Consider the following 21,711-nt stretch of genomic DNA (forward strand, 5'->3'; position numbering starts at 1 on the left):
GGCCGAAACTACGGCCGGGCACCGTCGCCCCGTCGCAAGCAAGTAACCGCGGCTCCTGAAGCCTCCATCGCAACGCATCGCGTCCATACACCGGATGCACGGGCGCCAGACCTCGCTTTCGGAGACATTGACACATGGCCAAGGCCGATTTCGACGTTCCCGTCCTGAAACAATACCCGGAGATACCGGAAATCGAGCCGGGCATCATGGCGCATTCGTCGCCATTCAAGGCGAAAGAGCAATTTCAGGCACCGCTCGGCTTCCCCGGCGCCTTGGTGGATGACTGGCAGGAGAAGGCCATCGACAAGATGGGTGATCTGCTCGGGCGCTATCGCTCGCTGCGGGTCTATCTGGATTCCTGCGTCAAGTGTGGCTCCTGTACGGACAAATGCCACTACTACCTTGGCACGCACGATCCGAAGAACATGCCGGTGGGACGCCAAGACCTGATGCGTAAGGTCTACCGGCGCTACTTCACGCTCGCAGGCAAGTACTTTCCCAAGCTCGTCGGCGCCGAAGACTTCACGGAAGAGGTGCTGCAGGACTGGTATAGCTACTTCCACCAGTGCTCGCAGTGCCGGCGTTGCTCGGTGTTCTGTCCCTACGGCATCGACACCGCCGAGATCTCGATGGCCGCCCGTGAGATCATGGATCACATCGGGGTGGGGCAAAAGTACTGTAACGAAATCATCGGCAAGGTCTACAAGATCGGTAATAACCTTGGACTGCCGGGGCCCGCGTTGGCCGATACGCTCGAGGGGCTGGAAGAGGATGTCTTCGACGATACCGGCGTCGAGGTGAAATACCCATTGGATCAGGAAGGCGCCGAGGTGCTGCTGATCACCCCATCGGCGGATTTCTTCGCAGAGCCCCACGTCGACGGCCTGATCGGCTACGGCAAGGTGTTCCACGAGGCCGGTGTGTCCTGGACCCTCAGCAGCCACGCCTCCGAGGCGGCCAATTTCGGCATGTTCATCGGCTCGTACGAGAACATGCGTCGCGTGGCCCTGCGTATCAGGGAGGCCGCCATCAAGCTGGGTGTGAAGCGCATCGTCTTCGGCGAATGCGGCCATGCCTGGCGCGTTGCCTACAGCTTCCTCAACACCCTCGCTGGCCCATGGGATTTCCTGGACCAGCGCTATCCGATACCGCAGCACATCTGTGAGTTCACGTACGACCTCATCCAGCAGGGCAGGCTCAGTTTCGACAAGAGCCAAAACGACGACATGGTGCTGACTTACCATGATTCGTGCAATGTGTCCCGGGCATCGCGAATGGGCGATCGCCCGGGTGGGCAGTTCGACATTCCGCGGGCCATCATCCGGGCCACCTGCAATAACTTCTACGACATGGACGAAGATACCATTCGCGACCGTACGTTCTGCTGCGGCGGTGGCGGTGGCCTGTTGACGGATGACCTGATGGAAATTCGTGTGAAGGGCGCGCAACCGCGCGTTGAGGCGCTGAACAATGTCATCCAGGAGAAAGGCGTGACGCACATGGCCGCCATCTGCGCCATCTGCAAGAGTCAGTTCACCAAGGTGCTGCCGTATTACGGCATGGACATGGACCAGATCGTGAGCGTGCACCAGCTCGTGTCCAACGCCCTGATCCTGACGGGGCAGACCACCGACGAAGACGAGGTGGAGGCGGCCGACGAAGCCGCGTAAGGGTGACCCGTTGCACCCGCACGCGGCTCATCGTCATCACCTAGAGCGAGTCGTCGCAAATAAACGGTTTCGGCCGACGCGGTGTCGACCAGACCTCATCGATAAGCGAGCGTGACAGCTTGCAGCGTAAGGAGCGTTACCCATGGCAACTTCCAGCGATGAAATGAGCAAACTTTCCTGGCGTCGGTTCGAAGACGGCGACGATGTCTGGGACGACCTCACCGAGAAGATCTTTGTTCAGGATACTTCGCACAAATGCCCGACCTATGTGCACAAGACACCGCCCTGCCAGGGCAGTTGCCCATCCGGTGAGGACATTCGCGGCTGGCTGCAGATCGTGCGCGGGCTGGAGCAGCCGCCCGAGGGGATGACCTGGCAGGAGTACGCCTTCCGCCGCTCCACCGAGGCGAATCCATTCCCGTCCATGATGGGTCGCGTCTGTCCGGCGCCCTGCCAGGACGGCTGTAATCGCAACGAGGTCGAGGATTACGTCGGCATCAACGCCGTCGAGCAGTTCATCGGCGATAACGCCACCGCCCAGGGCTACAAGTTCCACCCCGCCGAACATGACACGGGGAAGAACATCGCCATCATCGGTGGTGGCCCGGCCGGTCTGGCGGCCGCCTACCAGCTCAGGCGCAAAGGCCACGCGGCCACCATCTTCGAGGCCAACGGCGATCTCGGCGGCATGTTCCGCTACGGGATTCCCGGCTACCGGGTGCCCCGCGACGCCTTGGATGCGGAGATCAACCGTATCCTCGATATGGGCAAGATCGAGGTCAAGCTCAACAGCCGTGTCGGTGTCGATATCACGGTGGAGGAACTGGAGCAGAACTACGACGCCGTGCTCTGGGCCATCGGTTGCCAGTCCGGTCGTGGACTGCCGGTGCCGGGCTGGGAGGGCACGCCCAATTGCGTTTCGGGCGTCGCCTTCCTCAAGGCCTTCAACGAGGGCCGCATGAAGGTGACCGCCGACAAGGTGGTGTGTGTCGGTGGCGGTGACACTTCCATCGACGTGGTATCGGTGGCGCGTCGCCTCGGCCACATCACCAAATCCGGTAAGCGCGAGCTGCCGGAAACGGTCATCCACGACGGCTATGTCGCCCACGATGCCGCCATGACCGCCGCCGCTGAAGGTGCGGCGGTGACGCTGACCTCGCTGTTCACGCGCGAGAAGATGACGGCGGCCGAGCACGAAGTGCACGACGCCCTGCACGAAGGCGTGACCATCCTCGACGGCGTCATGCCGGTGGAGGTGCTGAAGAACGACGCCGGTCGCGCCATTGGTCTCAAGGTCGCCGACTGCGAGATGAAGGATGGCCGGCCGACGCCGGTGGCAGGCACCGAGCGCGTGATCGATGCCGACCTGGTGGTGGCGGCCATCGGCCAAGGCGGCGACATGGCCGGGCTGGAGGCCTTCGACAACGGCCGCGGCCTGATGAACTCCGACAAGTTTTACCAAGTGCCCGATCGTCCAGGGCATTTCGTGGCCGGCGACATCATCCGCCCGCACCTGCTGACCACCGCCATCGGCCAGGCGTGGATCGCCGTCGAGTCCATCGACGAGTACCTGAAGCAGGCCGAGCACCGGAAGCGGCCGAAGGTGGACGTGCACCACTTCAACCTGCTCGAGAAGATGACAGAAGCCCACCTCGCGCCGAGCGAGTTCAGTGTTGCTGAATCCGGCGATCTGCGCGGCACCTCTGACGCCAGCTATGCCATCCACAACTACGAGGACCGCTCCAGTGCTGAGGTGATTCCGCATGACGAGCTGTATCTCGGCCACTTCCCCTTCACGCCTCGCGTGCTGCGTCGGGAAGAAGTGCCGAGTGCCGAAGAGGTGCTCGGTCACTTCAAGGAGCGCGTCATCGGCTACAGTGAAGAAGATGCGGTGACCGAGGCCAAGCGTTGCATGAGCTGTGGCATGTGCTTCGAGTGCGATAACTGCGTCATCTTCTGTCCGCAAGACGCGGTATTCCGCGTCAATAAGGACCAGCGGACCACGGGTCGCTATGTGGACACCGACTATGCCAAGTGCATTGGCTGCCACATCTGTGCGGATGTGTGCCCGACGGGCTACATCAAGATGGGCCTCGGTGAATAACCGGGAAGCAACGGCGGGCCCGCGGCGGTATCGAGAGACCGCCGCGGGCCGGAGTAGAGCGATGAGAGATTACCGGTTCACGACGGTCCCAGGTGCGAGCGCTGCGGTTGCGCTGACGGCGCTGCTCTGGCTCGGTCTGGCTGGCACGGTACAGGCCACCGGCATCGGCGACTTCGTCGTCGGCAGTTCCAAGGCGGCGGGTCTCGAGAACTGCGTCGAGCCTACGGAGTACATGCGCCGCAATCATATGGAAGTCATTCGTCATCAACGCGACACCACCGTCTATGGTGGCATTCGCTCCACCAAGCATAGCCTGTCCGGCTGCGTGGAATGTCACGTTGGCTACGATGACAAGCATCAGCCCGTCGCCATCGATGATGACGATCAGTTTTGTTCCGCCTGCCACGACTATGCGGCGGTGACGCTGAACTGCTTCGACTGCCATGCCACCGTTCCCCAAGGCGAAGCCTGGAATCAAGTTCATCCGACCATGGGGCACTCGTTGGTGCCAGGGGTGGAAACGCAGGCTGCCGCCGCAACCGCGTCGGCTGGTAGCGCCGCCGCTCCGGAGAGCAAGACACGATGAGTCGAGAAGAGGAGCAACGAGTCGATACACAACGGCGCCGTTTCCTGGGTGTCGCCACCGCTGGAACTGTGGCAGGTACTGCCGTGGGCTCCGGCGCACTCACACTCGGCGGTCTCGCCGCGGCGGTCGCCACTGATGCGGCGTCGGCACCGCGCACCGAACCGGTGTCCAAGATCCACCGCTGGGGTATGTTCGTGGACGCTAGCAAGTGCGCCGACGGCTGTACGGCGTGCGTCGATGCCTGCGATCAGGAAAACGGCCTCAACCTGCAGTCCGAGCCGCACGGGAGTAACGAAGCCAAGTGGCAGAATCAGCGTTCCGTGTGGATACGCAAAGTGAAGCTGCAAGATCGGGCGAGTGGACATGTCACCAACCTGCCACTGATGTGTCAGCATTGTGAGCACCCACCCTGCGTCGACGTGTGTCCCACGGGTGCGTCCTTCAAGCGGGCCGATGGCATTGTGATGGTTGACCGCCACACCTGCATTGGTTGTCGCTATTGCATGATGGCCTGCCCGTACAAGGCGCGCTCCTTTATTCATGAGCAGGTGGATCAGAAGCTGACACGGGCACCCCGCGGCAAGGGCTGCGTCGAGAGCTGTAACCTGTGCGCGCACCGGTTGGACGAAGGCGATATCTCCACCGCCTGCGCCCAGGCTTGTGCCGACGAAAATCACCACGCCATCGTCTTCGGCGACCTGAAAGATCCGACCAGTCCCGTACGACAGGCCATGGCGAAGCAGGCGAGCCGACAGATTCGTGAAGATCTGCAGCTCAACACCGGCGTGCGCTACGCCGGTCTTTGACCCAATCCCCGGCGCCGTCGCGCGCCTGGCCCATGGCGGTCGCCGAACCGTCATGGCCAAAGCACCGAGATCGAGCGATGAGCAAGAGAATCGTCTACCGCGAGTGGTTGATACAGCCCGAACGTTACTGGGGCTTGCTCGCTATCCTCGCCACCGTCATCGCCATTGGTGGCGCGTCGGCCTTGTACATGGAGCACGAGGGGCATTGGGTCACAGGCATGACCAACTCAGTCGTCTGGGGGCTGCCGCACGTTTTCGCCGTGTTTTTGATCGTAGCCGCTTCGGGGGCGCTCAACGTTGCATCCATCGGCACGGTGTTCAATAAGCCCGCATACAAGCCCTTGGGGCGTCTGTCGGGTCTGCTCGCCGCTGGGCTCCTGGTGGGTGGTCTCCTGGTCCTGGTGCTCGACTTGGGCCGCCCGGACCGGCTGCTCGTCGCCATGACCACCTATAACTTCAATTCCATCTTCGCCTGGAATATCTTCCTGTATACCGGCTTCCTCGCGATCACCATCGGCTATCTCTGGACCATGGCCGAGCGTAAGGGGAATTTCCTGCAGCGTCCGGTGGGTATTTTCGCATTCCTCTGGCGTCTGGCGCTCACCACGGGTACTGGCTCGATTTTCGGCTTTCTGGTGGGGCGGTCTGCGTACGACACGGCGGTGCTGGCGCCCATGTTCGTGGTCATGTCGTTCGCTTACGGTGTGGCAATCTACATGCTCGTGCTGCTCACCAGCTTCGCGTGGGACGGGCGGCCGATCGGTCCGAAGATCCTCAGGCGCCTCAAGAATCTGCTTGGCCTTTTCGTCGCGGGCATCCTCTATTTCACCCTGATCTACCACCTCACCAACCTCTATGGTGCGAAGAGCACGGACTTCGAGTCATTCCTATTGCTCCAAGGTGGTATCTACACCCTGATGTTCTGGGGCGGCTGGGTCCTGGTGGGCGGTCTGTTGCCGCTTGGGATCATCTACCACCCACGTCTGAGCACAGATCGAAACTGGATCGCAACCGCCTGTGCGCTGGTGATCGCCGGCGGTCTTGCGGCCATGTACGTGATTATCATCGGCAGTCAGGCCTTCCCGCTGGAGATGTTCCCGGGTAAGAGCGTTCTGGCCTTCGGTGCGCCCGGTGATATCGGTGGTGCCGTCGCCCCGTACATGCCGACCCTCGCCGAGTTGCTGCTCGGCATCGGCGGCGTTGCCGTGGCAATGCTCATCGTCTCGGTCGGGATTCGCGTCCTGCAGTTCCTGCCGGAGTCGTTGTCGGACAGGGACATGGACGGTCTCGTCGAGCCGGTCTGAATGACATCATGCCGATTGGTCTCGCGCGGACGCTAACGGCGTCCGCTTCCTGTGCATTCGGAGCGCGACCTTCGCTCTTCGCGATATGGCCCATTTTTATCTCGCGGCCACCCGCAAGTCTTCCGGCAAAACGACGCTAGGGATTGGTCTTGCGCGGGCATTGCGTCGGCGTGGCCACGCGGTGCAGCCGTTCAAAAAAGGCCCGGATTACATCGACCCACTGTGGCTGTCCCGGGCCGCCGGGCGTGATTGTCTGAATCTGGACTACTACACCACGCCGGTGGCAGAAATCAGGTCTGCCTTCGCGCGTGCCCTGGGGCCGGCTGCGCTCGGCCTCATCGAGGGCAACGTGGCGCTCTTCGACAGCATGGATGTGCAAGGCGCCCACAGCAATGCGGAGCTTGCCAAGTTACTCGAGGCGCCGGTGCTGCTGGTGGTGGATGTTCAGGGTATGAGTCGGAGTATTGCGCCCCTGCTGCTGGGGTACCTGGCCTTCGATCCGGCGCTGCGCATCGCCGGCGTCATCCTGAACAAGGTCGGTGGTGAGCGGCACGAGGCCAACCTGCGCCGGGTGGTGGAGCACTACACGGATTTGCCGGTGATCGGAGCGCTGCCGCGGCAAGCAGATATGGGCATCGAAGAGCGTCATCTGGGGCTCATGCCCACCAACGAGGCGCAAACTGCGGATGCCATGGTCGATCGCATCGCCGATGTCGTCGCCGCACACGTGGATCTGAATGCGGTGGAGCGTATGGCCGCGACGGCACCGGCACAGCCCGAGGTGATGCCGCCGCCGGCTGGGCGGTCCGCCGGGTGTGCGAGCCCGGTGCGCATTGGCATCGCCCGGGATGAGGCCTTTGGTTTCTACTATCCAGACGATCTCGCCGCCTTCACCGCCGCCGGCGCCGAGCTGATCGCATTCAGTCCCATTGCTGACGCGCAACTGCCCGATGTCGAGGCGTTGTTCATCGGCGGCGGCTTTCCGGAAGTGTACATGCGGGAGCTTGAAGCCAATACCACCATGCGTCGTGCGGTGGCAGACTTCATCCACGACGGCAATGCCGTCTACGCAGAGTGCGGAGGGCTGATGTACCTGACGGAGCGGCTGCACTGGCAAGAGCGCGCCTGTCGTATGTGCGGTGTCCTGCGTGCGGAGGTGGCGATGCATCGACGTCCGCAAGGCCGCGGTTATGTGCACCTTGCGCAGACCGATGCCTTTCCCTGGCCGCCCCAGCGTGGAGGTGACAGCCGGGTCGAGATCCGCGCGCACGAGTTTCACCATTCTGCCATCGTGAGCCCCGACCCCGACTGGGCTTACGGCTATCGGGTACTGCGTGGACGGGGTGTCGACGGCCGTCACGATGGCATCGTCCGGTGGAACCTGCTCGCGAGCTATGCGCACCTCCGCGACGTCGGCGGCACCGGCTGGACCGGGCGATTCCTCGACCATGTGCGATCCTTGCAATGAGGGGGGACGGCTTCGCGATGGCGCAGCAGGGGGCGACGACGTCACGAGCAGCGCGTTATGATCGCGCTAAAGACGATGCCGGCGCGGCGCTCGCCGGCTCCGCAGACAGCAGTGGGAAAAAAGGCATGTTCAAGTTGACGCCGGCTGCGGCCGAACAAGTTCTGAAAGCGGCGAAACAGGGCAATGCCGAGGGCATGTCGTTGCGCCTCGCCGCCGAGCAAAAACCCGATGGTGCCATCGAGTATCGGATGGGCTTCGAAGACTCCATTCAGGAAGACGATATCCGCTTTCAGAGCGAGGGCGTCGACCTGGTGATGTCGCCGGAAGACGTGCCGCTGCTGGATCAGGCCGTCATGGATTATGCCGAGGTGGAAGCGGGCAAGATGCACTTCATCTTCATGAATCCAAAGGACCCGCACTATCAGCCGCCGTCGGATGCCTGAGACCGGGGTGGCGAGGGGCGAGCCATGGAACTTGCGAGCGAAGATAACTTCCGCCTCAATGTGCTGCTCGCCAACAAGCCGAAGGCGATCCGCATCGATGAGTCCAAGCTCATCGTCTACGGCTTGTCTGAAAAAGGCGAGGCCAAGGTCGAGCTCAATCCCACCGCGCGCCCGGAACAGTATCTGCGCGCCGTCAAAGAACTGATCTCGGGCCACATCCTCGGCTCGCCCGGTGGCTACCCCGTCTATCTCAAGCGCTGGACGCGCATGGGTCAAATGCGCGACGAGAGTCTGGAGCAGCTGCTCATGCTCGGCGAGCCCGAAGCCGTGGTGGCTGCGGTCGGCTCACCGGGTCTGACGGAAGAGCTCGCGCGGCGCGCCTGGTGGGCCATGGAGGACGCCGACAACGCCCGGCGCATGCTGCACAATCCCAACATCGTCGCCAGCGCCATGGGGCCGGTCCTGGCGGAGTATGTGCTCGATTATCTGCCCTTCGAGACCGAGACCGACCAACAGACGGACTCGGTGCGCCTCATCCTTCAGCCTGGTCTGCTGGATTCCGCGAAAATCGAAGACCTCTGGTCGAAGTCCGGGCGCAAGCAGGCATACCTGGTGGGCTTTCTCCAGGCCCTGCCCGATGACCTGCCACAGCCGGTCGCGCCGCGCGGCGACCATGTCGCCCTCGCCGAGCGGCTGGCGCCGCTGCACGCCGCCGGCAACGCCGCCGCCGGCCTGTTGTTACGTGTCACATCGGCGCCGGGGCAGACCTACCTGAAGACGCTGTCAGCGGTGCTCGACAAGCCGCCGAATCAGGACGTCGTCACCGCCGCCTTCGACTGCTTACGGGATTATTTCGGTGCCCTGCGCACGCAAGGCGATCCCAAGCGTCCACTGGCGGACATCACCGCGGAGGCGAGCGCTTTCACAGACCCAAAGGCGGCGCCGGCGTCGGTCCATGAGCTGCTCGCTCGCTGTCCCGAGGTACATGCGGATATCATCGCCATGCGCATCCTCTCGGGGGTGGGCTATGGTGTCATCCGGCCCGTGCTGAGCGATCCCACCACCCTCGGCAGCTTGATGCGGCGCAAGCTGAAGCCCATCCTGGACCCCGTTCAGGCACAGCTCGCGCAGCTTCGCCGCCCGGCGGCGTAAACGGGCGGGCATCCGGCCATCGATCGCCGCGCCGGTTTCCCTTGGGCTGGCGCCCTCGGGCTGGCTCGCCTCAGCGCGGTCGCTTCGGTGCCCGCCGGCGGGCGGCGGCGTCGGCCAGTTCCTCGAGCATCGGGACGGTGTCGTCCCAGCCGATACAGGCGTCGGTGATGCTTTGGCCGTAGCGCAGCGTGACCTCTGGCTTCAGGTCTTGGCGTCCGGCAACGAGGTGGCTTTCGATCATGGCACCGACGATACGCCGGTCGCCGCGGGCGATTTGTCCGGCCACGTCTTCACAGACGCGAATCTGCTTCTCATGCTGTTTGCGGCTGTTGGCGTGGCTGAAGTCGATCATGATCTTCGGCCGCAGCCCGGCCGCTTCAATGGCTGCTGCGGCGATGTTGACGCTCTCGGTATCGTAGTTCGGGCGGCCGCCGCCACGCAGGATGATGTGCGTATCGAGGTTGCCGCGGGTGCTGAAGATGGCGGATTGGCCGTCCTTGGTCAGGGACATGAAGACGTGCGGGCGGGCAGCAGCATGGATGGCGTCGATGGCCACCTTGACGCTGCCGTCGGTGGCATTCTTGAAGCCCACCGGGCAGGACAGACCGGAGGCGAGCTCGCGATGGCCCTGGCTTTCGGTGGTGCGTGCGCCGATCGCCCCCCAGCTGACGAGATCTGCGATGTATTGCGGGCTGATGAGGTCGAGGAACTCCGTGCCCGCAGGCACGCCCAGCTCGTTCAGGTCTAACAGGAGCTTACGCGCCAAGCCCAAGCCCTTGTTGATCTCGAAGCTGCCGTCGAGACCCGGGTCATTGATGAGCCCCTTCCAGCCGACGGTGGACCGCGGTTTCTCGAAATACACCCGCATGACGATCATCAGTCGGTCCGCCAGTGTCCGGCGGATCGCCGCCAGGCGCTGGGCATAATCGACGGCCGCCTCCGTGTCGTGCACCGAGCAGGGCCCCACCACCACCAACAGCCGGTCGTCGTCGCCGTGCAGGATGCGCTGGATTTCGCTGCGGGCGTTGAAAACGGTCGCTGCTGCCGTCTCGGTGATCGGGAATTCGGCATGCAGATCTTTCGGCGGGATGACCTGCTTGATGTCACGGATACGGAGATCGTCGGTTTCGGGGCGCATGGATTCCGAGGGCGCGCGATGGGCGCGGTTGTCTGAGCAGATGGCGACGCCGTCGACGGAGCCGCCGGCGCAACGCCGGACGGTGACCGCCACGGATGAGACCCCTGAGTATACCTGAAGGCGTTTTGGGTGGCCGCAGGCGTATCGGCCAAGACCCGGTGACGGGCATGGCTTGTCGCTACGGCCAGACCTTACAATAAGGGGTTTTTGTCGGCGGGTGCACAGACGTGCCGCCGCACAGTCTTTCGCGCCGCCCGATGCCCGGCCGTTTAGCCATTGCCGCCGAGCGTCGCCGGCGCTGCTGCGAGATCGAGCACCGCAATGAACAATGACGGATCCAGCCAGGGGCCGGGGCAACCACCACGCCCGACGGGCCCCATCCGCGCCCAGCGGCGCGGGCGCCGGCGTCGCCGCGCGGAGACACCCGATACCTGGGCCGAGGAGATTTACGCCGCGCCCAAAGACCAACCGACGGCGGACGCGGACGAGGCGCAGGTGATCGTCAGCACACGGCTGCGCAAGCCCAAGGTGCATCTGATGGCGCCTGCGACGGCCGGTCACGTGGATCTGCGCCGCTACATGGGCCGTTGGTACGAGATCGCCCGGCTACCTTACTTCACGCAGCGCCGCTGTGTGAAAGACGTGCACGCCGACTATGTGTTGGGCGACGATGGAATGGTCTACGTGACCAACCGCTGTACGCATCAGGACGGCACCATCGGCAGCGCCAAGGGGATCGCGCGGGTGAGCGACCGCGGCACCAACGCGCGGCTCGAGATCAGCTTCCGTACCCTCTACGGCGTGCATGTGCTTTGGGACGATTACTGGATCATCGGCGTCGGCGCCGACTACGAGTACGCGCTGGTGGGGCAGCCCACACGCAAGCGCGCCTGGGTGCTGAGCCGAGAGCGCCACCCGAGCGAGCGTCTCATCGCGGCCTGGCTCGCAGAATTTGCGTCCCAGGGCTTCCCGGCGAACGAGTTCCTGCGTACCCGTCAGGACCCGGCGAGCGCAGCAACCGCCGACGCAGCGGCCACCGCCGCGACTGATTGAGCCGGGCTCGCAGGGTGGCGCGCGGCATCCCCGCCACCGTGTTCGCGCCCCGGGGGCGGGGCTTGCGTCATGGATCGCGCCGTCAGCGTCGCTGGACGCCGAAGCGACTCAGCAGTTCTGTCGCTTGATTCATCACGGCGAGCAGCGGCCCGACGCGCCCCTCGAGCTCAATGCTGTCCAGCAGGTTCTTCGCATAGAGCCCCAGCTCGGTATCTCCGCCGAGGCGCAGGCGCCGGTTGAAGAACAGCGTGTCCGGGTCCTCCCGGCGTGTGGCCAACAGCAAGAACTCGAAGGTGTTGCCCTCGATGCTGAGGTCATCGGGTGCGCCCTGCCGGGCCGCCTCCAGGCGACCCCGCCGCAGCGTGAGTCGGTAATGGAGGCGGGCATCCTGCACGCTGATGCGCATGACCTTCTGCTCCAGGAAGTCGAGCTCCCCGTCCGCCAGCTCAGGCTGGAAGACCCGGTTCAGGATCTGCGCGAGCGCGGCGCTGTTCAGTCGACCCGGGATGAGTCCGAACGGCAGCGTCAGTAATGCGGGGAGGCGTGGTGCGTGGAAGACGTCTGTGTGCTCGGACATGTGGGCATTCAACGAGGCGAAGGGCGACGGACGGGGTGCGGCCATCGGGGCGTGTGGACGGCGCGGCCACTTGTCGCCGCACGCGCTACAGCGCCCCGACGGCATGACGGTGGCGATGACCACCAGATCGGGCGGGCGCCGGGGCGATACTCAGGCGGCCGAGATCATGCCCCGGGCCTTCAGGCCATGGATCGCCGGCCAGAACTCGGTGCGCAGTCGCCGCCATTCCATGACGAACCAGGGGGTCACACGATCCGGATGCTGCTGGGTCAGGCGATCGACGTCGACACAGGGCAGCCATTGCCAGGCCGCGATTTCGCTGGGATTGACATCGATCCGCACCGACGACGGCACCTTGCCGACGAATACGGAGCATAGCTCGTGCTCGGCGCCGGCGTCCCTGAACGCCGCCTGATATTGAAAGCGGTAGAGGAACTCGAGGTCCGCGTCGACGGCGAGCTCTTCACGCAGCCGGCGATGCACGGCCTGCTCGTAGCTCTCGCCACGCCGGGGATGGCTGCAACAGCTGTTGGACCAGTACAGGGGCCAGAGCGGCTTCTCGCCGCTGCGTTGTTGCAGCAGCACCTCGTCCTGCTCCGTGAACAGGAAGATCGAAAAGGCACGGTGCAGTAAGCCGTCCCCGAGGTGGGCGTTGGCCTTGGTCTCGTAGCCGGTGACGTTATCCTCGCCGTCCACCAGGATCAGCGGCTCATGATCGAAGGATACGGTCTTGTGCTTGCTCAAGTGCGATCTCCTGCCCGTTCGGGCCGCGCGCCGGTGCGTCGGCAGCCGATCCCACCGCCACCGCAACCCGATGACCGCGGCCGCCAGTCGGGCGCCGGTGGGGCGTTGACAGCGCCAACTGACCCGGGCGCGCCCTGAGGGATAAGACTGCCACAAACCGCATCGCAGGCGGTTGACGATCGGCAATCGTGTGCCGGCCCGGCGGCCGTCATCACACTTTAAGTGTTTTTGTCCTCAGGCAAGACATTCGCAATGTCCGCAGCCGTCGCCCCGGGCAGCGCCCGCCCTGTGCCTACAACGATACCTGGCTGCTGCGGCGCTCCGGCGGCAGGGAAAAACCGGGCGCCTGGGCTGGCGGCTCGACTGAAGCCGGATTGCGCCTGATCCGCAGGCTGCAACCCGGGGTCCACCGACTGAATGGCGTCGACCGATATGGAACACTCAAGCCCTTGTGACGACTGCCTGGCCGATCCTGCTATCCCAGGCACCAGCAATGCGGCAACAGGGAGCCATATCGATGCCTGACCCCCGTCATGCGGACCGCCGTCGCCCGACACGGGCACCCCAGGGTGGTGCCGCCGTCCACACGATTCCGGCGAGCCTCCTCGCCCTCGCGCTGGGTCTCTGCTGCCTGGCCGCCGCAGCAACGGCCCGTGCAGCCGACAATCCGATCGTGATCGAGAATCGCCAGCAAGGCACCTGGGACTGGGTGCTCAGCAAGCCCGCCAACGACCGCGAGCACCAGATCAAGGGCTATGCGTCCAAGGCGAGCGTGGCCCACGGCGAGCGGCTCGATTTTCATGTGTCGGTGTCGCCACCGCAAGACTATCGCATCCAGATTTATCGGATGGGCTGGTACGGTGGCACCGGTGGCCGCTTCATGATGGCGAGTGACCCGTTGCAGGGGCGCACGCAGCCGCCTGCCGTCCTGGACGAGACCACGGGCCTGATCACGACACCCTGGTCGGCGGACTACAGTCTCAGTATTCCCGATGAATGGGTCAGTGGGGTCTATGCCGCCAAGTTGATCAATGCTGAAGGCTTCGATAATTACATCATCTTTGTGGTGCGTGATGACGAGCGCACCGCCGATCTGCTGTTCCAGCGCTCGGTGACCACCGATCAGGCCTATAATAACTATCCGGATGACGGCCGCACGGGCAAGAGCCTCTACAACTTCAATAGCTATGGCCGTGATACGGTGGCTGGTGAGCTGCGTGCAGTCAAGGTCTCGTTTGATCGTCCCTATGCCCGCAAGGGCGACGGCAGCTTCTTCGATTGGGAGTTCCAGCTGCTGCGCTGGCTCGAGCGCCAGGGCTATGACGTCAGCTACAGCACCAATATCGATACCCATCGCAGGCCGTCACGGCTGCTGGATTTCTCCGCATTTCTTTCCACCGGACATGACGAATACTGGTCGAAAGCCATGCGCGATGCCGTGACGGCTGCACGGGACGCCGGCGTGCACCTGGCCTTTTTTGGTGCCAATGCGGGTTATTGGCAAGCTCGTTTCGAGCCATCCGGCGATGGTGTGCCAGACCGGATCATCACCGTTTATAAAAATCAGCAGCTCGATCCGGTGACCGATCTGCAGCGCAAGACAATCCTCTTTCGTGACATTCCCGGACGTGCCGAGCAACAGCTCATCGGTGTGCAATACCTGTCCTTCGGCGATTGGGACGAGAATACTGACTTCGTGGTCAGCAAGAGTGATCACTGGCTCTACCAAGGCACCGGCTTCAGCGATGGCGATCGCGTGCGGGGCATTATCGGCTACGAGATCGACAGCTTTCAGCCGGAATATGCGACGCCGCCCGGCACGGATCAAACCTTGCTGTCGGCCTCGCCCTACCAGGATGCCTACGGCAACACGGTGATCGCCAATGCCTCCATTTATCAGGCCCCGAGCGGAGCCTGGGTGTTCGCCAGCGGCACCATGAGCTGGAGCTGGGCCCTGGACGAGCCGGGCTACGTCGACCCGCGCATCCAGCAGACCACCGCCAACCTGATTGCCGCCTTCACCGGCGCCGCACCGCCTGAGGAACCGTCGCCCTGCGGCTCGCCGCTGGGCGCGTCGGGCACGCCGACCGATGCCGGTGATGAGCGTCTGGTCTATGAAGACGCCGAAGATGGCGATACCGCCGGATGGCGAGTCTATGCCGGCACCGGCAACATCGAGAACCGACTGGACGAAGAGCGCGGCAGTTGTGTGATCGCGCTCACGGGCGATGGTATGGAGACCGGCTATGTGCTGAGCAGCGCAGATGGGTCCGCCTGGCAGGATCGCGAGCGCACATTGCTGTCGTTGGCCCTCAGCTATGGCGAGCCCTTTACGGTTTATGTGGATGTCGATACCAGCGCCGGCCAACGCTATCTGTACTACAGCCCGACGGGCATCGGCGATAACTGGACCTGGGAAAATTATATCCACTACGGCCTCGACGGCGATCTCGCCGGTGGTGGCTGGCAGCGTCTCGAGCGCGATCTCGCCGCCGACCTGCAGGCGGTCGAGCCAGAGTCGACGCTGGTGCAAGTCAACCGCATACTGATCCGGGGCAGCGGACGCGTCGATGACATCGCGCTGAGTCGAACCGCATCGGCGCCGGAGAATATCCGCACCTATGAAGACGCGGAAGATGGAGAGACGGCCGGCTGGCGGGTCTATGCCGGTCTCGGCAGTATTGAAAACCTGCAAGACAGCCAGCAGGGCAGTCGGGTGATCGCGCTGCAGGGCACGGGCACGGACACCGGATACCAGCTACGCGATCCATCCGGCAACGATTGGCAAGACGGCGAGCGCAGCCTGCTGGCACTGGAGCTGAGCTACAGCGAGCCTTTCCTGCTTTATATCGACGTCGAAACCAGCGCTGGGCAACGTTATTTGCATTACAGCCCAGCGGGTCTTGGCAACGACTGGACCTGGGAAAACTATATCCACTACGGCCTCGACCAGACACTGACAAATGGTGCCTGGCAGCGCATCGAGCGCGATCTGGCTGCGGATTTGCGCAGCGCAGAGCCCGGCGTGGAGTTACTGCAGGTCAATACGCTGCTCATCCGCGGCAGCGGGCGGTTGGATAATGTGCAGCTGCGGGGGAATGAATGATCGGGTGCCGGGGGACCGTCAAGGTCTCTCGGGAGCAGCCCGCGGAAACCGATGACCGGGGGGCGACGGGTATACCGGCGCGGGCCCCGCGCCTCGGCGCCGGGGCCGTACGGCGGTGGCGGTCGAGTCGGCGCAGTGCCTCGGCAGGCTGGGCCGGCGCGATGGGGTCGAGCCGGGCGTGTTGCGGCTGGTCCTCAGCCTGCCAGTTTCGCCACCACCGTCTCCACCTGCGCGATGCGCCTGTTGGGATCGGTCATGTCCATGGTGAAGCGCAGCGCGCCGGCGGCTTGATCGAGCTTGTAGTCCTTGGGGTGCGACTGGATGAGTTGGATGAGCTTCATGTGGTCGATGTTCGGCTGCTCGCCGAAGACGATGCGCCCGCCCCTGGGGCCGGCCTCGAGCTTCTTGATGCCAAGCGGCTGCACCTTGAGCTTCAGCGCAGTGACGGCGAAGAGCGTCTCGGTGGGCTCCGGCAGCAGCCCGAAGCGGTCGATCATCTCCACCTTCAGATCCTTCAGATCATCCGGGGTCTCGGCGCTGGCGATACGCTTGTAGGTGACCAGGCGCGTGTGCACGTCCGGCAAGTAGTCGGTGGGAAGGAGCGCCGGCAGCCCTAAGTCGATCTCGGCGCCATGGTCGAGCGGGCGGTCGAGCGCCGGCGTGCGCCCCGCCTTGAGCGCCTGCACGGCGCGCTCCAGCAGTTCCATGTACAGCGTGAAGCCGATTTCGTGGATCTGCCCGGACTGCTCCTCGCCCAGCAGCTCGCCGGCGCCGCGGATTTCGAGATCATGCGTCGCCAGGGTGAAGCCGGCGCCGAGGTCCTCCAGGGACTCGATGGCCTCCAGGCGCTTTTTGGCGTCCTCGGTCATGGCCTTGGCGGGCGGGGTGATGAGGTAGGCATAGGCGCGGTGGTGAGAGCGCCCGACGCGCCCGCGCAGCTGGTGCAGCTGCGCCAGGCCGAGCTTGTCGGCACGGTTGATGACGATGGTGTTGGCGCTCGGCACATCGATGCCGGACTCGACGATGGTGGTGCACACCAACAGGTTGAAGCGGCGGTGGTAGAAGTCCCGCATCACGCGCTCCAGCTCCTTCTCGCGCATCTGGCCATGGGCGTACTCCACCCGCGCGGCGGGCACCAGGGCTTCCACTTTCTGCGCCATGTTCTCGATGGTCTCCACCTCGTTGTGCAGGAAGTAAACCTGGCCGCCGCGGGCGATTTCACGCTGGCAGGCCTCCTGGATGAGCCCATCGTTCCAGGGCGAGACGAAGGTCTTGATGGGATGACGCTCCACCGGCGGCGTGGCGATGATGGAGAGATCGCGCATGCCTGACATGGCCATGTTCAGGGTGCGCGGGATGGGCGTGGCGGTGAGGGTGAGCACGTCAACCTCGCTGCGCAGGTTCTTGAGCTGCTCCTTGTGTCGCACGCCGAAGCGGTGCTCCTCGTCGATGATGGCGAGCCCCAGATGCTTGAACTTGGTGCTGCCCTGGAGCAGCTTGTGGGTGCCGACGACAATGTCCACGGTGCCCGCGGCGAGGCCGTCGACGACGGCCTTGGTCTCCTTCTGATTGCGAAAGCGCGACAGGCTCTCGACCTTGACCGGCCAATCGGCGAAGCGGTCCGCAAAGTTTTGGTAGTGCTGCTGCGCCAGCAGCGTCGTCGGCACCAGCACCGCCACCTGCCTGCCGGCGCTCACGGCGACGAAGGCGGCGCGCATGGCGACTTCGGTCTTGCCGAAGCCGACGTCGCCGCAGACCACGCGGTCCATGGGCTTGGGTTTCGCCATGTCCGCCATGATGGCCTCGATGGCGCGCTGCTGATCCGGCGTCTCCTCGAACTCGAAGGCACTGGCGAAGGCCTGGTAGTCGGCGCCCGGGTCCGGAAAAGCCACACCCCGCCTGGCCTCGCGGCGGGCATAGATGTCCAGCAGCTCGGCGGCGACGTCGTGGGCCTTTTGCGCCGCCTTGCGCTTGACCTTGTCCCATTGATCGCTGCCCAGGCGGTGCAGGGGGGCGTTCTCGGGCGCGGCGCCGGTGTAGCGCGAGATCAGGTGCAGGGAGCTGACCGGCACGTAGAGCTTGTCGCCCCTGGCGTATTCCAGCGCCAGAAACTCGGTTTGCTCGCCGGCCACCCGCAGGCTTTGCAGGCCGATGAAGCGCCCGACGCCGTGCTCCTCGTGCACCACCGGCGCGCCTTCGTGTAGCTCGGCGAGATTGCGCACCACCGCTTCGCCGTCGCGGGCCTTTTGCTTGCGCCGGCGCTCCTGGCGCACCCGCTCGCCGTAGAGCTGGGTCTCGGTGATGATGGCGAGGCGCCCCGGCGTGTTGGGCAGCGCGCCGGGCAGCACGCCGGGCAGCACCAGGGGCTGCTCCAGCGGCGCGACGGTGATGCCGACGGCGGTGTCGGTATCGACGAAGGCCTGCCAGCCAGCCACCGCCTGGGGCGTGATGCGAAAGCCCTGCAGACTCTCCAGCAGCAGCTCGCGGCGGCCGCTGCTCTCGGCGATGAACAGCGTGCGCTGTCCGGGCGTGTGCACAAAGGCCTGCAGCGCCGCCGCCGGGCGCTCGGCGCGGGCGTGGATCGCCAGCGCCGGCGGCGTCGCGGTGGCGAAGTTGTGCACGGCGGCGTAGCCCTTGCGCCGCGCCGGCACCTCCGGCGACTGCCAGCAGACGCCGGGCCGGGTGTTCAGGCGCGCGGCGAGGTCGTCACGGCCCAGGTACAGCGCGCGGGGCGGCAGCAACGGCCGCTCGGGATCGTGTCGGCGCTGCTCGTAGCGCTGCTCGATGCGCCCGAGGGCCTCGTCGGCGGCGTCGCGCACGTCCGCATGCTCGAAGGCGAGGGTCGCATCGGGCAGATAGTCGAATAGTGTGGCGGTGTCGTCGAAGAACAGCGGCAGGTAGTACTCGATGCCGCCGGGCATGCGGCCTGCGGAGACTTCCCGATAGATGATGCTGGCCTTGGGGTCGGCGTCGATGGCGGCGCGCCAGCGCTGGCGAAAGGCGCTGATGGCGGCGTCGTCGGTGGGATACTCCCGCGCCGGCAGCATGCGCACCCGGCTGAGCTTCGTCAGCGAGCGCTGGCTGTCCGGATCGAAGGTGCGGATGCTCTCCACCTCATCGTCGAAGAGGTCGATGCGCAGGGGCTGCTGGCCGCCCATGGGGAAGACGTCCAGCAGGGCGCCGCGCACCGCGAACTCGCCGTGGGCGATGACCTGCGACACACACTGATAGCCGGCGTGGGTCAGGCGCGTGCGCGTGGCATCCAGGTCCAGGCGGTCGCCCACCGCGAGCACCATGGTGTGGCCATCCACGAAATCCCGCGGCGGCAGGCGCTGCAGCAGGGTGCCCACGGGCACCACCAGCACGCCGCGGCTGAGCTCGGGCAGCCGATGCAGCGTCAGCAGGCGCTCGGAGACCAGCTCCGGCAGCGGCGAGAAGACGTCGTAGGGCAGCGTCTCCCAGTCCGGAAAGGTCAGCACCGGGATGTCTTCGCCGTCCGCGCCGCCGCGCAGGAAGAAGCTCAGCTCCTCGCGCAGCTGAGTCGCCGCGGGCATGTCGGCCACTGCGGCGAGGATTGGGCGATGCGCCTGGCGGGCGGCGCGGGCGATGGCGAGGGCACCGGCGGCGCCGTAGAGCCGTCCCCACAGCAGGCGCTCGCCGCTGGCCGTGGGCAGCGGTGGAGCCAGCGGTGATGCCTCGATGGCGTCGCCGTCGCCCGGCACCATGGATGTGACGGCAGAGAGGCTCATGGCAGGTCTCCGGCGGTGGCGCGGACGCGGCTCGCGGCGGTGGCCGCCAGCGGGACATGACCGCGTGCGACGCACCGGCGCCGGGCTACGGCGCGCTCGTGGTCATCGCAAAGGCCGTGGAGGGGGGCGTGACACGCGCGTGTGTCGCCGGTGGCGTGGCAGAGCATCCGGATCATGGGTCGTGGTGGGCTAGGCAATGTCGACGGCGTTGGGCCGTCCCCGTCGGGCAGATTCGTCGGTCGGTACTGAGCGGTTCGTTGTGATGCCCCTCGGCGCGCCGCGGAGGGCGCCGCGGCGTGCGGTCACCGCGTTGCGGCCGTATGTTCCCACAGAGACGGCCGTCTTTCAGGGCCTGCGCGAGGTGTTTGCGACCGTACGTGCGCGGATGCCCGAGGGCTAGGCTGGATCTGTTTGCGACCGTTAATAATGCCGCCGTGCTAACCTTTTGCAACTCGCAATGGAGGTCGAAATGCTGACAATACTGTTTTGGGTGGCGGTGGGGATCGTCGTCGGCTGGAATCTGCCGCAGCCCGCGTGGGCGAAGCAGATGCAGGCGCGCGTGATGGGCGTGGTCAGAGAACTGACCGGTCAGCGGCGCTGAAAACCGGCATGGCCGCTGCGCCCGGCGCAGCCGGGCCGCGCAGCGGCTCTGGACAGGGGCGCGGCCCTCAGCCGTCCTGGCGGATGCCTTCCACGGATAAGATCATTTCCACGTCGGTGGCCGCCGGCCCCAGGTCGTAGTCGATGCCGAAGCCCTTCAACGGAAAGCTGGTGCTGCCCTGGAAGCCCCGCCGGTAGCCGCCCCAGGGATCGGGGCCGGCACCGATTTCCTCCACCTCCAGGGTCACTGGCTTGGTGATGCCGCGCAGCGTGAGGTCACCGTTGACAATACCGGTGCCGTCTTCGTTCCAGGTGACCGCGGTGCTCTCGAAGCGCGCATCAGGGTACTCGTCGACGTCCAGGAAGTCTTCGCCGCGCAGGTGCTTGTCGCGCTCGGCATGGCTCGAGTCCAGGCTCGCCGTCTCGATGTCCACCTGGATGGTGGCGTTGCTGGGATTCTCGGTGTCGTAGGTGAAGCCACCGGAGAAGTCGTTGAACCGTCCATACAGCCAGCTGTAGCCCAGATGCTTGATGCGGAACTGGACAAAGGCGTGGGCGCCCTCGGTGTCGATGACATACGCCTCGACTTCGGCGGCGGTTACGGCTGGTGGCAGAGCAGCGCCGGCGATGGCGGTGGTCAAGGAGTTTTGCGGGGGCTGGAACCATTACAGGCGCGCGCCTGCGCCCCTCGGTGAGCGTCGCCGGGGGCTGCGTAAGTCTTGCTCCCGTCATAAAAATTTCACAAACGTGCTTCGTTGTGTCGTCACACTTCAACCCGGCGGTCGGTTGCTGCCGTCGATTTCCGGGCCCGCCGTATGGGCAACGAACGGCATCACACCTGCAGCCCTCGGTGTCGTGGTGGCAGACAGGCGCGCACACTCGTCGCGTGAGTCGCAGATGGCGAGTGGACGTCTTCGGTTCGCAATGGGATGACTCAGGCGGCCCTTGAGGGCGCAGGCCGTCGCGATCAGGCGGGTTGCTCATCGCCACCGGAATCGCCGCTGCTGCGAGCCCCTCGGGCGGCACAAACCAGCACCATCGGCGTGTGCTTTGCGCCCGTTGGCCCCCGTCGATCTGCCGGTCGCGCCCGCGACGCTAGGACGGTACGACGCTGCCGTTAGCCGTCGATGGCTCGCCCGCGGCCCTGCCCACTGCGCGTAAGAGCGTTGGCCCACCGGGACCGCTCCTCCCGCGCGTTCGCCGGCGGGCTC

Annotated in this window: 16 protein-coding genes; 11 read left to right on the forward strand and 5 right to left on the reverse strand. The window is 65.0% G+C overall.

Translation table 11 applies throughout. From position 1 onward, the window contains the following. Positions 1 to 134 precede the first annotated feature (134 nt). The 8 genes from dsrK to QZ588_RS02815 all read left to right on the forward strand — a co-directional run bounded on the left by dsrK (position 135) and on the right by QZ588_RS02815 (position 9,533). The gene (gene dsrK / locus QZ588_RS02780) at positions 135 to 1,670 is read left to right on the forward strand and encodes a sulfate reduction electron transfer complex DsrMKJOP subunit DsrK (protein ID WP_295539628.1); all 1,536 of its coding nucleotides are present in this window, start codon (positions 135 to 137) and stop codon (positions 1,668 to 1,670) included. Positions 1,671 to 1,812: 142 nt separating this feature from the next. Next, positions 1,813 to 3,774, forward strand: coding sequence for an NAD(P)-binding protein (locus tag QZ588_RS02785; protein ID WP_295539631.1), 1,962 nt, complete (start codon positions 1,813 to 1,815; stop codon positions 3,772 to 3,774). A 61-nt stretch (positions 3,775 to 3,835) separates the two neighbouring features. Beyond that, a complete protein-coding gene (locus QZ588_RS02790) occupies positions 3,836 to 4,360 on the forward strand; it encodes a sulfur reduction protein DsrJ (RefSeq protein WP_295539634.1) in 525 nt (174 codons plus the stop codon). Further along, positions 4,357 to 5,166 carry a sulfate reduction electron transfer complex DsrMKJOP subunit DsrO gene (gene dsrO / locus QZ588_RS02795; RefSeq protein ID WP_295539637.1) on the forward strand — a complete coding sequence of 270 codons (810 nt, stop codon included), beginning with the start codon at positions 4,357 to 4,359 and terminating at the stop codon, positions 5,164 to 5,166. The genes QZ588_RS02790 and dsrO overlap by 4 nt, the downstream gene beginning before the upstream one ends. Positions 5,167 to 5,243: 77 nt before the next feature. Beyond that, on the forward strand, positions 5,244 to 6,470 hold the full coding sequence (gene nrfD / locus QZ588_RS02800; RefSeq protein ID WP_295539640.1) for an NrfD/PsrC family molybdoenzyme membrane anchor subunit: 1,227 nt from the start codon (positions 5,244 to 5,246) through the stop codon (positions 6,468 to 6,470). Between the two features lie 85 nt (positions 6,471 to 6,555). After that, complete coding sequence (locus tag QZ588_RS02805) at positions 6,556 to 7,938, forward strand: cobyrinate a,c-diamide synthase (protein ID WP_295539642.1); 1,383 nt, start codon at positions 6,556 to 6,558, stop codon at positions 7,936 to 7,938. Between the two features lie 125 nt (positions 7,939 to 8,063). Then, positions 8,064 to 8,381 (forward strand): iron-sulfur cluster assembly accessory protein, encoded by a 318-nt coding sequence (locus tag QZ588_RS02810; protein ID WP_295539696.1) that lies wholly within the window; start codon positions 8,064 to 8,066, stop codon positions 8,379 to 8,381. 24 nt (positions 8,382 to 8,405) lie between these two features. Further along, positions 8,406 to 9,533, forward strand: coding sequence for a sulfur reduction protein DsrS (locus QZ588_RS02815; protein WP_295539645.1), 1,128 nt, complete (start codon positions 8,406 to 8,408; stop codon positions 9,531 to 9,533). A 70-nt stretch (positions 9,534 to 9,603) separates the two neighbouring features. Here QZ588_RS02815 and QZ588_RS02820 read toward each other — a convergent pair whose 3' ends face one another. After that, entirely contained in the window at positions 9,604 to 10,671 is a 1,068-nt protein-coding gene (locus QZ588_RS02820) for a 3-deoxy-7-phosphoheptulonate synthase (protein WP_295539699.1), read from the reverse strand. Between the two features lie 321 nt (positions 10,672 to 10,992). Between QZ588_RS02820 and QZ588_RS02825 the strand changes: the two genes are divergently transcribed. After that, positions 10,993 to 11,724, forward strand: coding sequence for a lipocalin family protein (locus QZ588_RS02825; protein ID WP_295539648.1), 732 nt, complete (start codon positions 10,993 to 10,995; stop codon positions 11,722 to 11,724). Positions 11,725 to 11,806: 82 nt separating this feature from the next. On the opposite strand, the gene QZ588_RS02830 is transcribed toward QZ588_RS02825, so the two are convergent. Beyond that, positions 11,807 to 12,301 (reverse strand): SCP2 sterol-binding domain-containing protein, encoded by a 495-nt coding sequence (locus QZ588_RS02830; RefSeq protein ID WP_295539651.1) that lies wholly within the window; start codon positions 12,299 to 12,301, stop codon positions 11,807 to 11,809. 150 nt (positions 12,302 to 12,451) lie between these two features. After that, the gene (gene idi / locus QZ588_RS02835; protein WP_295539653.1) at positions 12,452 to 13,045 is read right to left on the reverse strand and encodes an isopentenyl-diphosphate Delta-isomerase; all 594 of its coding nucleotides are present in this window, start codon (positions 13,043 to 13,045) and stop codon (positions 12,452 to 12,454) included. 517 nt (positions 13,046 to 13,562) lie between these two features. Between idi and QZ588_RS02840 the strand changes: the two genes are divergently transcribed. Then, positions 13,563 to 16,151: a N,N-dimethylformamidase beta subunit family domain-containing protein gene (locus QZ588_RS02840; RefSeq protein WP_295539655.1), complete on the forward strand. Its 2,589-nt coding sequence runs from the start codon at positions 13,563 to 13,565 to the stop codon at positions 16,149 to 16,151. Positions 16,152 to 16,345: 194 nt separating this feature from the next. On the opposite strand, the gene mfd is transcribed toward QZ588_RS02840, so the two are convergent. Further along, positions 16,346 to 19,900, reverse strand: coding sequence for a transcription-repair coupling factor (mfd, locus tag QZ588_RS02845; protein WP_295539658.1), 3,555 nt, complete (start codon positions 19,898 to 19,900; stop codon positions 16,346 to 16,348). A gap of 469 nt (positions 19,901 to 20,369) precedes the next feature. Here mfd and QZ588_RS02850 point away from each other — a divergent pair, with 469 nt between their 5' ends. After that, on the forward strand, positions 20,370 to 20,501 hold the full coding sequence (locus QZ588_RS02850) for a hypothetical protein (RefSeq protein WP_295539660.1): 132 nt from the start codon (positions 20,370 to 20,372) through the stop codon (positions 20,499 to 20,501). 67 nt (positions 20,502 to 20,568) lie between these two features. Here the strand turns inward: QZ588_RS02850 and QZ588_RS02855 are convergent, their stop codons facing one another. Continuing rightward, a complete protein-coding gene (locus QZ588_RS02855) occupies positions 20,569 to 21,141 on the reverse strand; it encodes a YceI family protein (RefSeq protein ID WP_295539663.1) in 573 nt (190 codons plus the stop codon). Between the last annotated feature and the right edge of the window lie 570 nt (positions 21,142 to 21,711).

Source organism: uncultured Thiohalocapsa sp. (genome assembly GCF_913062725.1).
Classification (GTDB): Bacteria; Pseudomonadota; Gammaproteobacteria; order Chromatiales; family Chromatiaceae; genus Thiohalocapsa.